The 12413-nt window shown below is 69.6% G+C and carries 13 protein-coding genes; all 13 read left to right on the top strand.

Annotated features, from left to right (window positions below; all coding sequences use genetic code 11):
• Positions 1-8 precede the first annotated feature (8 nt).
• The 13 genes from OUY22_RS06980 to nuoK all read left to right on the top strand — a co-directional run bounded on the left by OUY22_RS06980 (position 9) and on the right by nuoK (position 12370).
• Positions 9-737: a demethylmenaquinone methyltransferase gene (locus tag OUY22_RS06980; protein WP_270153960.1), complete on the top strand. Its 729-nt coding sequence runs from the start codon at positions 9-11 to the stop codon at positions 735-737.
• 146 nt (positions 738-883) lie between these two features.
• Entirely contained in the window at positions 884-2140 is a 1257-nt protein-coding gene (locus tag OUY22_RS06975; protein WP_270153959.1) for a geranylgeranyl reductase family protein, read from the top strand.
• A 76-nt stretch (positions 2141-2216) separates the two neighbouring features.
• On the top strand, positions 2217-2612 hold the full coding sequence (locus tag OUY22_RS06970; protein ID WP_148036370.1) for an NADH-quinone oxidoreductase subunit A: 396 nt from the start codon (positions 2217-2219) through the stop codon (positions 2610-2612).
• A 1-nt stretch (position 2613) separates the two neighbouring features.
• Positions 2614-3165 carry a NuoB/complex I 20 kDa subunit family protein gene (locus OUY22_RS06965; RefSeq protein ID WP_270153958.1) on the top strand — a complete coding sequence of 184 codons (552 nt, stop codon included), beginning with the start codon at positions 2614-2616 and terminating at the stop codon, positions 3163-3165.
• On the top strand, positions 3162-3866 hold the full coding sequence (locus OUY22_RS06960; RefSeq protein WP_270153957.1) for an NADH-quinone oxidoreductase subunit C: 705 nt from the start codon (positions 3162-3164) through the stop codon (positions 3864-3866). The genes OUY22_RS06965 and OUY22_RS06960 overlap by 4 nt, the downstream gene beginning before the upstream one ends.
• Positions 3863-5188, top strand: a complete 1326-nt coding sequence (locus OUY22_RS06955; protein WP_270153956.1) for an NADH-quinone oxidoreductase subunit D — start codon at positions 3863-3865, stop codon at positions 5186-5188. The genes OUY22_RS06960 and OUY22_RS06955 overlap by 4 nt, the downstream gene beginning before the upstream one ends.
• A complete protein-coding gene (gene nuoE, locus OUY22_RS06950) occupies positions 5185-5841 on the top strand; it encodes an NADH-quinone oxidoreductase subunit NuoE (protein ID WP_270153955.1) in 657 nt (218 codons plus the stop codon). Before OUY22_RS06955 ends, nuoE begins: the two co-directional genes overlap by 4 nt.
• Positions 5838-7127, top strand: a complete 1290-nt coding sequence (gene nuoF / locus OUY22_RS06945) for an NADH-quinone oxidoreductase subunit NuoF (RefSeq protein WP_270153954.1) — start codon at positions 5838-5840, stop codon at positions 7125-7127. Before nuoE ends, nuoF begins: the two co-directional genes overlap by 4 nt.
• A complete protein-coding gene (locus tag OUY22_RS06940) occupies positions 7124-9508 on the top strand; it encodes an NADH-quinone oxidoreductase subunit G (protein WP_270153953.1) in 2385 nt (794 codons plus the stop codon). Before nuoF ends, OUY22_RS06940 begins: the two co-directional genes overlap by 4 nt.
• A complete protein-coding gene (gene nuoH / locus OUY22_RS06935; protein ID WP_270153952.1) occupies positions 9505-10821 on the top strand; it encodes an NADH-quinone oxidoreductase subunit NuoH in 1317 nt (438 codons plus the stop codon). The genes OUY22_RS06940 and nuoH overlap by 4 nt, the downstream gene beginning before the upstream one ends.
• Entirely contained in the window at positions 10808-11323 is a 516-nt protein-coding gene (nuoI, locus tag OUY22_RS06930) for an NADH-quinone oxidoreductase subunit NuoI (RefSeq protein WP_270153951.1), read from the top strand. The genes nuoH and nuoI overlap by 14 nt, the downstream gene beginning before the upstream one ends.
• The gene (locus OUY22_RS06925; RefSeq protein WP_270153950.1) at positions 11316-12077 is read left to right on the top strand and encodes an NADH-quinone oxidoreductase subunit J; all 762 of its coding nucleotides are present in this window, start codon (positions 11316-11318) and stop codon (positions 12075-12077) included. The genes nuoI and OUY22_RS06925 overlap by 8 nt, the downstream gene beginning before the upstream one ends.
• On the top strand, positions 12074-12370 hold the full coding sequence (nuoK, locus tag OUY22_RS06920; RefSeq protein WP_270153949.1) for an NADH-quinone oxidoreductase subunit NuoK: 297 nt from the start codon (positions 12074-12076) through the stop codon (positions 12368-12370). Before OUY22_RS06925 ends, nuoK begins: the two co-directional genes overlap by 4 nt.
• The last annotated feature ends 43 nt before the right edge of the window (positions 12371-12413 follow it).

Genomic DNA, 12413 nt, shown 5'->3' with positions numbered 1-12413 from the left:
TTGGGGACATGACGCGCGCGCAGCTTGACAAGAAGCCGGACGAGGTCGCGGCGATGTTCGACCGCACCGCCCGGCGCTACGACCTGGTCAACGACGTGATCTCCCTCGGGCAGGTCAGACTGTGGCGCAAGGCCGTGGCCCGCGCCGTCGACGCGGGTCCCGGCGAGCTCGTCCTCGACCTCGGGGCCGGCACCGGCACGTCCACCGAGTCCTTCACCGAGCTGGGCGCGCGGGCGATCGCCTCCGACTTCTCGCTCGGCATGCTCCAGGTGGGGGTGCGCCGCCGCGGCGGCAACGGGCTGACGGGCGGCGGCATCCCGTTCATCGCGGGCGACGCGCTGCGGCTGCCCTTCGCCGACGGCGTTTTCGACGCGGTGACGATCTCGGTCGCGCTGCGCAACGTGCACGACACCGGGCAGGCGCTGCGCGAGATGCTCAGGGTGACCAGGCCCGGCGGGCGGCTGGTGGTCCTGGAGTTCTCCCACGTGACCGCGCCTTCGCTGGACCGCGTCTATCGCGAGTATCTGATGCGGCTGCTGCCGAAGGTCGCCCGGGTCTTCGGCTCCAACGACGACTCGTACGAGTATCTCGCGGAGTCGATCAGGGACTGGCCCGACCAGCGGACGCTGGCGCGTACGATTCAAGATGCCGGCTGGCAGCGCGTCGCCTGGCGCAACCTGACCTGCGGCATCGTGGCCGTTCACCGGGGCTTCAAGCCGCCCGTCTCGAAAGAGTGACCGCGGGCATGATCTACTGGGGCATGACGGCCCCCCGGCTGCCACTATGTCCTGGAAAAGGGTTAGACTGACGGGCCGGAAAGTTTGTGAAGAGGTTCACAAAGGACCACCTCGGAAAACACCCCGTGTAGGACAGGACCAGGCCCGTGACCGTGCCAGCAGCCCGCAAGGCTGACGCCGACGTCATCGTCGTCGGCGCCGGTCCCGCCGGTTCCGCGACCGCCTTCTATCTCGCCAGGGCCGGGCTCGACGTCCTCGTGCTGGAGAAGACCCGGTTCCCCAGGGAGAAGGTGTGCGGCGACGGCCTGACCCCGCGCGCCGTGAAGCAGCTGCTCAACATGGGCGTCGACGTCGACACCCCCGGCTGGGTGCGCAACAAGGGCCTGCGCGTGGTCGGCGGCGGCCTGCGGTTCGAGCTCGACTGGCCCCGGCTGGAGCGCTTCCCCGACTTCGGTCTCGTCCGCACCCGCCAGGACTTCGACCAGATCCTCGCCGCCCACGCGGTCAAGGCCGGCGCGCGCCTGATGGAGGGCGTCACCGTCACGGGCCCGGTCCTCGACGACCGCAGCGGCCACGTCACCGGCGTGACCACCAAGGACGGCACGGTCCACCGCGCCCGCCTGGTGGTGGCCGCCGACGGCAACAGCACCCGCCTGGCCCTCGGCATGGGGCTTCACAAGCGCGAGGACCGCCCGATGGGCGTGGCGGTGCGCACCTACTTCGAGAGCCCTCGCCACGACGACGACTACCTCGAGACCTGGCTGGAGCTGTGGGACGAGGAGACGCTGCTGCCCGGCTACGGCTGGGTGTTCGGCGTCGGCGACGGCACCGCCAACGTCGGCCTGGGGCTGCTCAACACCAGCGCCCACTTCGGCAACATCGACTACCGCGAGCTGCTCAAGCGGTGGTGCCGGGCCATGCCCGCCGAGTGGGGCTTCACCGAGGACAACATGACGGCCCCGATCCGCGGCGCCGCCCTCCCCATGGCCTTCAACCGGCAGCCTCACTACACCCGCGGCCTCGTCCTGGTCGGCGACTCCGGCGGCGCGATCAACCCGTTCAACGGCGAGGGCATCGCCTACGCGATGGAGACCGGCGAGATCGCCGCCGAGGTGATCGCCAGGGCGCTCTCCCCCCGCACCACCGCCGCCCAGCGCGAACGCGCCCTGCGCGACTATCCGCGCGTGCTGAAGGACGCCTACGGCGGCTACTTCACCCTGGGCAGGGTGTTCGTCGAGGCGATCGGGAAGCCGGGCGTGATGAGCTTCGCCACCAGGCACGGACTTCCCCACCCCAGGCTGATGCGCTTCGCGCTCAAACTCCTTGGTAATCTCACCGACCGGCGAGGCGATGCGTCAGACACCATCATCAACGCACTCTCGAAGGTCGCGCCACGAGCATGATTCCCACCATCACCCGGCAAACCCATAGATCTCGCCACGCGCCCGGGAGCGCGGCGGCGCAAGAGGAGGCGTAGCGATGGACCTGTACGTGCCCATCCTGGTGCTCGCCGTTCTCGCGGGGGGCTTCGCGATCTTCTCGGTCGCCATCGCTCCCTTCACCGGTCCCAAGCGCTGGAACCGCGCCAAGCTCGACGCGTACGAATGCGGCATCGAGCCGACGCCCCAGCCAGTCGGTGGCGGACGGTTCCCGCTGAAATACATGGTCACGGCGATGCTCTTCATCGTCTTCGACATCGAGATCATTTTCCTCTACCCGTGGGCGGTCTCCTTCGCGCCGCTCACCAACGACGCCGGACAGGTGATCGCCTCGGGCCTGGGCGTGTTCGCGCTCGTGGAGATGCTGCTGTTCATCGTCACCGTCCTGGTCGCCTACGCGTACGTATGGCGCCGCAAGGGTCTGGAGTGGGACTGACATGGGACTCGAAGAGAAACTCCCCAGCGGGTTCATCCTCAGCACGGTCGAGCAGGCCGCCGGCTGGGCCCGTAAGAACTCGGTGTGGCCGGCCACGTTCGGCCTCGCCTGCTGCGCCATCGAGCTGATGGCCACCGGCGCCTCCCACTACGACCTCGCGCGCTTCGGCATGGAGCGCGCTTCGGCGTCTCCCCGGCAGGCCGACCTGATGATCGTCGCCGGCCGGGTGTCGCAGAAGATGGCGCCGGTGCTGCGCCAGATCTACGACCAGATGGCCGAGCCCAAGTGGGTCATCGCGATGGGCGTGTGCGCCTCCAGCGGCGGCATGTTCAACAACTACGCGATCGTCCAGGGCGTCGACCACGTCGTGCCGGTCGACATCTACCTGCCCGGCTGCCCGCCGCGCCCGGAGATGCTCATCGACGCGATCGTCAAGCTGCACGACAAGATCCAGAACATGAAGTTCGGCGCGCACCGCGCGAAGCAGATCGACGAGCTCGAACTGCGGGCGCTGCGTACGCTGCCGCTGATCGACCAGGGGGCGACCAAGTGACCTCGCCCGACAACCTTCCCGAGGTCCCCGACGCCGACGTGCCCGAGGAGGCGCGGACGCCGCAGCCGGTCGAGGCGCCGGTGATCAGGCACGGCATGTTCGGGACGCACGACTCCGGCGACACCTCCGGCTTCGGCGGGCTGGTCGTCCGCCGTCCGCCGCAGCTCTCCACGCCGCGCCCGTACGGCGGCTACTTCGACGAGATCGTCGACGCCCTCGCCATGGACGACGCCGTCGAGCGCGTGGTCGTCGACCGCGGCGAGCTGACCCTGCACGTCAAGCGGGAGCGGCTGGTCGAGGTCTGCCAGAAGCTCCGCGACGACCCGGCGCTCCGCTTCGAGCTGTCGCTCGGCGTCAGCGGCGTGCACTACCCGCACCTGGAGGGCGAGGAGCTGCACTCGCTCATCCACCTGTGCTCCCTGACCTACAACCGCCGGGTGCGCGTCGAGACGAGCTGCCCCGACGCCGACCCGCACATCCCGTCGACCGTCGGCGTCTACCCGGCGCACGACTGGCACGAGCGCGAGGCGTACGACTTCTTCGGCATCGTCTACGACGGTCACCCCGCGCTGACCCGCATCATGATGCCCGACGACTGGGACGGCCACCCGCAGCGCAAGGACTACCCGCTGGGCGGCATCCCGGTCGAGTACCGCGGCGCGACGATCCCCTCGCCGGATCACAGGAGGAGCTACTCATGAGCACCGCTTATGACGAGGCGACAGAAGGCAAGGTCTACTCGGTCACCGGCGGCGACTGGGACGAGGTCGTCACCGGCGTCCGCGAGGGCGACGACGAGCGCCTGGTCGTCAACATGGGCCCGCAGCACCCGTCGACCCACGGCGTGCTCCGTCTGGTCCTCACCCTCGACGGTGAGACGGTCACCGAGGCGCGCAGCGTCATCGGCTACCTCCACACCGGCATCGAGAAGAACATGGAGTACCGCACGTGGACCCAGGGGACCACGTTCGTCACTCGCATGGACTACCTGTCGCCGATCTTCAACGAGACGGCCTACTGCCTGAGCGTCGAGAAGCTGCTGGGCATCGAGGACCGGGTGCCCGACCGGGCCCAGGCGATCCGCGTGATGATGATGGAGCTCAACCGGATCTCCTCCCACCTGGTCGCGATGGGCACGTTCGGCATGGAGCTGGGCGCCACCACGCCGTTCCTGTTCGGCTACCGTGACCGCGAGATGGTCATGGACCTGTTCGAGTACATCACCGGCCTGCGCATGAACCACGCCTACGTGCGGCCCGGCGGCGTGAGCGTCGACCTGCCCGCGGGCGCGGTCGACAAGGTCGGCGAGTTCCTCAAGGAGATGCCCAAGCGGATCCACGGCATCCGCAAGCTCCTCGACGAGAACCCTGTGTACGTCCGCCGCACGCGCGACGTGGCCTACCTCGACGTGACCGGCTGCATGGCGCTCGGCGTCACCGGGCCGATCCTGCGGGCCGCCGGCCTGCCGTGGGACCTGCGCAAGTCGCAGCCCTACTGCGGCTACGAGACGTACGAGTTCGACGTCGCGGTCGAGCGGGGCTGCGACGTCTACTCCCGCTACCTGGTCCGCATGAAGGAGATGGAGGAGTCCCTCAAGATCATCGAGCAGGCCCTGGACCGCATCGCCGGTCCGCTCAAGGGCGACCCGGTGATGATCGAGGACAAGAAGATCGGCTGGCCGGCGCAGCTCGCGCTCGGCCCCGACGGGCTCGGCAACTCCCCCGACCACATCGCGCACATCATGGGCAGCTCCATGGAGGCCCTCATCCACCACTTCAAGCTGGTGACCGAGGGCTTCCGGGTGCCGGCCGGGCAGGCGTACGCGCCGATCGAGTCGCCCAAGGGCGAGCTCGGCGCGGTCGTCGTCAGCGACGGCGGCACCCGCCCCTACCGCGTCCACTTCCGCGAGCCGTCCTTCAACAACCTGCAGGCCGTCCCCGCCATGGCGGAGGGCGGGCAGGTCGCCGACGTGATCGCCGCGGTGGCATCTATCGACCCCGTCATGGGAGGTGTGGACCGGTGAGCTACGCACCGGAAGTCCGGGAGCGTCTGGAAAGGGACGCCAAGGAGATCATCGGCCGCTACCCGAAGTCGCGCTCGGCCCTGCTGCCGCTGCTCCACCTCGTGCAGTCGGAGGACGGCTACGTCTCCGACGACGGCCACGAGTTCTGCGCGGAGATGCTCGGCCTCAGCAAGGCCGAGGTCGTCGGCGTGTCGACGTTCTACACGATGTACAAGCGCAAGCCCGCCGGCGACTACCACGTCGGCGTGTGCATCAACGCGCTGTGCGCGGTCATGGGCGGCGACGAGATCTGGGAGGAGCTGTCGCAGCACACCGGCGTCGGCCACGACGAGACCACCCCTGACGGGAAGGTCTCGCTGGAGCGCCTGGAGTGCAACGCGGCCTGCGACTTCGCCCCGGTCATGATGGTCAACTGGGAGTTCTTCGACAACCAGACGCCCGAGTCGGCCAAGCAGCTCGTCGACGACCTGCGCGACGGCAAGGACGTGCGGCCGACCCGCGGGCCGAAGCGCCTGTGCACGTTCAAGGAGGCCTCGCGCGTGCTGGCCGGGCTGCCCGACGACCTGGCCGGTGAAGGCCCCTCGGCCGCCGGCGCCTCGCTCGAAGGGCTCAAGGTCGCCAAGGCCAACGGATGGAAGGCCCCAGAGGCATGAGCACTACCCTTACTCCGGTTCTGACCGCGAGCTGGGACAGGCCCGACTCCTTCACCATCGACGGCTACGGCCCGTACGAGGCGGCCAAGAAGGCGCTGGGCATGGACCCCGACGCGGTCATCCAGGCCGTCAAGGACTCCGGACTGCGCGGCCGCGGCGGCGCGGGCTTCCCCACCGGCATGAAGTGGGGGTTCATCCCCCAGGGTGACGGCAAGCCGCACTACCTCGTCGTCAACGCCGACGAGTCGGAGCCGGGCACCTGCAAGGACATCCCGCTGATGATGGCCAACCCGCACTCGCTGGTCGAGGGCGTCATCATCACCTCGTACGCGATCCGGGCCAACCACGCCTTCATCTACGTGCGCGGGGAGGTGCTGCACGTCATCCGGCGGCTGCACGCGGCCGTGCGCGAGGCGTACGAGAAGGGCTATCTCGGCACCGACATCTTCGGCTCCGGCTACGACCTGGAGCTCGTCGTGCACAGCGGGGCGGGCGCCTACATCTGCGGCGAGGAGACCGCGCTGCTCGACTCGCTGGAGGGCTTCAGGGGTCAACCGCGGCTCAAGCCTCCGTTCCCGGCCGTGGCGGGCCTGTACGCCTCGCCTACTGTTGTGAACAACGTGGAGTCTGTGGCGAGTGTTCCCAGCATCATCGCCAACGGCGCCGACTGGTTCGCCGGGATGGGCACCGAGAAGTCCAAGGGCTTCGGCATCTTCTCGCTGAGCGGCCACGTCACGCGGCCCGGCCAGTACGAGGCCCCGCTCGGCATCACGCTGCGCGAGCTGCTCGACATGGCGGGCGGCGTCCGCGAGGGGCACCAGATCAAGTTCTGGACCCCGGGCGGCTCGTCCACGCCCATCTTCACCGACGAGCACCTCGACGTCCCGCTCGACTTCGAGGCCGTCGGCGCGAAGGGCTCCATGCTCGGCACCCGAGCGCTGCAGATCTTCGACGAGACCACCTGCGTGGTCCGCACCGTGCTGCGCTGGACCGAGTTCTACGCCCACGAGTCGTGCGGCAAGTGCACGCCGTGCCGCGAGGGCACCTACTGGCTCAAGCAGGTGCTCAAGCGCCTGGAGGCCGGCCAGGGCACCGAGGAGGACCTGTCCACGATCACCGACATCGCGGACAACATCCTCGGCCGCTCCTTCTGCGCCCTCGGCGACGGCGCGACCAGCCCGATCCACTCGTCTGTGAAGTACTTCCGCGAGGAGTACCTCAAGCACTTCGAGGTCGGCGGCTGCCCGTTCGACCCGAAAAAGTCCACTGTGTGGGGTGACCGGTGACCACAACCGCTGTAGAGACGAACCTGGTGACCTGCACGATCGACGGGTTCCAGATCAGCGTCCCGAAGGGCACGCTGATCATCCGGGCGGCCGAGCTGCTGGGCATCCAGATCCCCAGGTTCTGCGACCACCCGCTGCTCGACCCGGCGGCCAACTGCCGCCAGTGCCTGGTCGACATCCCCGACGCGGGCAACGGCCGCGGCTTTCCCAAGCCGCAGCCGTCGTGCGCGATCGAGGTCGCCCAGGGCATGGTCGTGCAGACGCAGCTCACCTCGGCGGTCGCCGAGAAGGCGCAGCGCGGGGCGATGGAGTTCCTGCTCATCAACCACCCGCTCGACTGCCCGACGTGCGACAAGGGCGGCGAGTGCCCGCTGCAGAACCAGGCCATGTCCAACGGCCAGGGCGAGTCCCGCTTCCAGGAGCGCAAGCGGACCTTCCCCAAGCCGCTGCCCCTGTCCACGCAGGTGCTGCTCGACCGCGAGCGCTGCGTCCAGTGCGCGCGCTGCATCCGCTTCTCCGACCAGATCGCCGGCGACCCGTTCATCGACTTCTTCGAGCGGGGCGCCAAGGAGCAGGTCGGCGTCGCCGACGGCGAGCCGTTCCAGTCCTACTTCTCCGGCAACACGGTGCAGATCTGCCCGGTGGGCGCGCTGACCGGCGCCGCCTACCGGTTCCGGGCCCGCCCGTTCGACCTGGTCTCCACGCCCAGCGCGTGCGAGCACTGCGCCTCCGGCTGCGCCCAGCGCACCGACCACCGGCGCGGCCGGGTCACCCGCCGCCTGGCGGGCAACGACCCGCAGGTCAACGAGGAGTGGAACTGCGACAAGGGCCGCTGGGCGTTCACCTACGCCACCCAGCCCGACCGGCTCAGGACGCCGCTGGTCCGCGACGAGGACGGCGTGCTCGTGCCCGCCTCGTGGCCGGAGGCGCTGAGCGTGGCCGCGCAGGGCCTGACGGCCGCCCGCGGCAAGGCCGGCGTGCTGATCGGCGGCCGGCTCACGGTCGAGGACGCCTACGCCTACGCCAAGTTCACCCGCATCGCGCTCGGCAGCAACGACATCGACTTCCGCGCCCGGCCGCACTCCGCCGAGGAGGCGAGCTTCCTCGCGCACGCGGTCGCCGGCACGGGCATCGAGATCTCCTACGCCGACCTGGAGAGCGCTCCCGCCGTGGTGCTCGCCGGGTTCGAGCCCGAGGAGGAGTCGCCGATCGTCTTCCTGCGCCTGCGCAAGGCGTGGCGCAAGCGCGGGCTCCAGGTCACCTCGATCGCCCCGTTCGCCACCAAGAGCCTGGCCAAGATGGGCGGCACGCTCATCCGCACCGCCCCCGGCGGCGAGGCCGACGCGCTCGGCGAACTGGCCGCCACGCTGGCCCCCGGCACGATCGTGCTGGCCGGCGAGCGGCTGGCCACGGTCCCCGGCGCGCTGTCCGCGCTGGTGCGGCTGGCCTCCTCCGGCGCCAGGGTCGCCTGGATCCCGCGCCGGGCCGGTGAGCGCGGCGCCGTCGAGGCGGGCGCGCTGCCCAACCTGCTGCCGATCGGCCGGCCGGTCGAGGACGAGGCCGCCAGGGCCGAGGTCGCCCGCGTGTGGGGCGTCGCCTCGCTGCCGGCCGAGCCGGGCCTCGACACCGCGGGCATCCTCGCCGCCGCCCTGGAGGGCGAGCTCGACGCGCTGGTGGTGGCCGGAGTCGACCCGTACGACCTGCCCGATCCGGCGCTGGCGCTGGAGGCGCTGGAGCGGATGCCGTTCATCGTCAGCCTGGAGACCCGCGCCAGCGCGGTCACCGACCGGGCCGACGTGGTGCTGCCGGTCGCCACCGTCCAGGAGAAGGGCGGCACGTTCGTCAACTGGGAGGGCAGGGGCCGCTCGTTCGGCGCGCCGCTCAAGGTGCCCGGCCTGCAGAGCGACCTGGCCGTGATCGGCAACCTGGCCGACCGGATGGACGTCCACCTGGGACTGCCCGACGCGCAGGCCGCGCGCCGGGAGCTGACGTCCATCGGCGCCTGGCGCGGCGGCCGTGTCGCCGCCCCGTCCGTCGCCACCCGGGCCAGGCCCGTGCCCGGCGCCGGCGAGGCCCTGCTGGCGACCTGGCACCTGCTGCTCGACGACGGCCGGCTCCAGGACGGCGAGCCGTACCTCGCCGGCACCGCCCGCGCGCCAGAGGCGCTGGTCTCGGCGAGCACGGCGGCGGAGATCGGCGTCGCCGACGGTGACAAGCTCGTCGTCGGGGGCCGCGGCCCCAACGCCGTCACGTTGCCCGTCCGCATCGCCGACCTGCCGGACCGCGTGGTCTGGGTGCCGTCGAACTCGGGCGGCTGCTCGGTCACCCGCGACCTGGGCGCGGTGGCCGGCGACATCGTCACGATCGGGAGCGCCTCATGACCCTCGTTCTCGCGGCCGATCCGACCCTCGCCGACTTCGGCAAGGACCCGCTCTGGATCATCATCATCAAGGCCGTGATGCTCTTCGCCTTCATCATGGTGGGCATCCTGCTCGGCGTCTGGTTCGAGCGGAAGCTGATCGCCAGGATGCAGCACCGCTACGGCCCGAACCGGGCGGGAAAGTTCGGCATCCTGCAGTCCGTCGCCGACGGCCTGAAGATGGGGCTGAAGGAGGACCTGTTCCCGCGGACCGTGGACAAGGTGCTCTACCTGCTGGCCCCGATCATCATGGTGGTGCCGGCCTTCCTGGCCTTCTCCATCATCCCGTTCGGGCCGATGGTCAACCTGTTCGGCGTGCAGACGCCGCTGCAGCTGGTCGACCTGCCGGTGGCGGTGCTGTTCATGCTCGCCATGGGCGCCGTGTCCGTCTACGGCGTGGTGCTCGCCGGCTGGTCCTCGCGCTCGCCGTACGCGCTGCTCGGCGGCCTGCGCTCGGCGGCCCAGGTGGTCTCGTACGAGATCGCGATGGGCCTGTCGTTCGTGGCCATCTTCCTGTTCGCCGGGACGCTGTCCACCTCGGAGATCGTCGCGGCGCAGCAGCAGACCTGGTACGCCGTGCTGCTCATCCCGTCGTTCCTGGTCTACGTGATCTGCATGTTCGGCGAGGCGGCCCGCATCCCGTTCGACCTGCCCGAGGGCGAGGGCGAGCTGGTCGGCGGCTTCCAGACGGAGTACTCCTCCTCGCTGAAGTTCGCGCTGATCATGATGGGCGAGTACGTCCACACCTTCACCGCCTCCGGCATCGCCGTGACGCTGTTCCTCGGCGGCTGGCGGGCGCCGTTCCCCATCTCGCTGTGGGAGGGCGCCAACGCGGGCTGGTGGCCGGTGCTGTGGTTCCTCATCAAGTTCGTGCTCACGTTCTGCTTCATCGTGTGGGTGCGGGCCTCGCTGCCGCGCGTCCGCTACGACCAGCTGATGTCGCTGGGCTGGAAGGTGCTGATCCCGGTCAACCTGGCCTGGATCCTCCTCGTCGCCGCCGTGCGCAACGTGATCTTCGTCAACAACGGCACCTTCGAGGGCGACCTCTACATCGCCGCCGGCCTCGGCGCGATCGTCGTGATCGGCGCGATGGCGATCTGGATGCGGTTCGACACCGTCAACCAGCGGCGCAAGGAGGCCACGAAGGCGGAGGTCGAAGCCGAGTTCGAGACGCTGTCCAAGGAGCCGGCAGCCGGTGGCTTCCCTGTGCCGCCGCTCGACCTGCCGCACTACCACGGGGCGCAGCACAAGGAGATTCCCAGTGGGACTAACTGATTGGCTGAACCCCGTCAAGGGCTTCGGGGTCACCTTCCACACGATGTTCAAGAAGCCCGTCACGACCAACTACCCGGAGGTCAAGAAGCCGACGGCTCCGCGCTTCCACGGTCGCCACCAGCTCAACCGCTGGCCCGACGGCCTGGAGAAGTGCGTGGGGTGCGAGCTGTGCGCCTGGGCGTGTCCGGCCGACGCGATCTACGTCGAAGGCGCGGACAACACCGAGGAGGAGCGCTATTCTCCGGGCGAGCGTTACGGGCGCACCTACCAGATCAACTACCTGCGCTGCATCCTGTGCGGGCTGTGCATCGAGGCGTGCCCGACGCGGGCGCTCACGATGACCAACGAGTACGAGCTCGCCGACAGCAGTCGTGAGGCGCTGATCTTCACCAAGGAGATGCTCCTGGCCCCGCTCACGCAGGGCATGGAGCAGCCGCCGCACCCCATGCGCCTGGGCGAGACCGAAGAGGACTACTACCGGCTGGGACGGACCAATGGGTGAGACCATCACGTTCTGGGTGCTCGCCGTCGTGTCCGTCGGCGCCGCGCTCGGCATGGTCTTCAACAGGAAGGCCGTCTACTCGGCGCTGATGCTCGGCACCGTGATGCTCTGCCTGGCGGTCCTGTACGCGGTCCAGGAAGCGCCCTTCCTGGCGGCGGTGCAGATCATCGTCTACACCGGCGCCGTCATGATGCTGTTCCTGTTCGTGCTCATGCTGGTCGGCGTCGACAGCTCCGACTCGCTGGTCGAGACGTTGCGCGGGCAGCGGTTCTGGGCGGTCATCGCCGGGATCGGCTTCGCCTCGCTGATCGTGCTGGCCGTCGGCAACGCGACCTTCGGCTCGCAGGCGGGGCTCGCCGCGGCCACCGCGCAGGGCGGCGGCTACGTCCGCTCGATCGCGCTGCTGCTGTTCACCAAGTACGTGTTCGCCTTCGAGGTCACCTCGGCGCTGCTCATCACCGCCGCGCTCGCCGCGATGGTGCTGGCGCACCGCGAGCGGGTCGCCAAGAAGGCCACGCAGAAGGACCTGTCCCGGGCGCGGTTCCTCAGCGACCGGCCGACGCCGCTGCCGGGGCCCGGCACGTACGCCAGGGGCAACGCGGTCGACATGCCGGCGCTGCTCCCGGACGGGTCGGTGTCCGAGGAGTCGGTCAACCCCTACATCGCGCGCTATGACGTCGAGCAGGACCGGCTGCCCTCGGATCCCAAGTTCGCCGAGGCCATCCGGGCCCGGGCCGAGGAGGAGTCCGAGTGACCACGCAGTACCTCATCCTGTCCGGCCTGCTGTTCGCGATCGGCGCGGTCGGCGTGCTGATCCGGCGCAACGCGATCGTGGTGTTCATGTGCGTCGAGCTCATGCTCAACGCCTGCAACCTCGCCTTCGTCACGTTCGCCAGGCAAGTCGGCAACCTGGAAGGCCAGATCATCGCGTTCTTCGTGATGGTGGTGGCCGCGGCCGAGGTCGTGGTCGGCCTGGCCATCATCGTGACGATCTTCCGAACCCGCAGGTCCGCGTCCGTCGACGACGCCAACCTGCTGAAGTACTAAGAGGTGACTGGTGGATCCCGTTGAGATCATCCAGCACACCGCC

This window comes from Nonomuraea corallina, assembly GCF_027620315.1.
Taxonomy (GTDB): Bacteria; Actinomycetota; Actinomycetes; order Streptosporangiales; family Streptosporangiaceae; genus Nonomuraea; species Nonomuraea corallina.
Note: the sequence above shows the minus strand (reverse complement) of the source record. Positions and strands in the feature narration are given on the sequence as shown.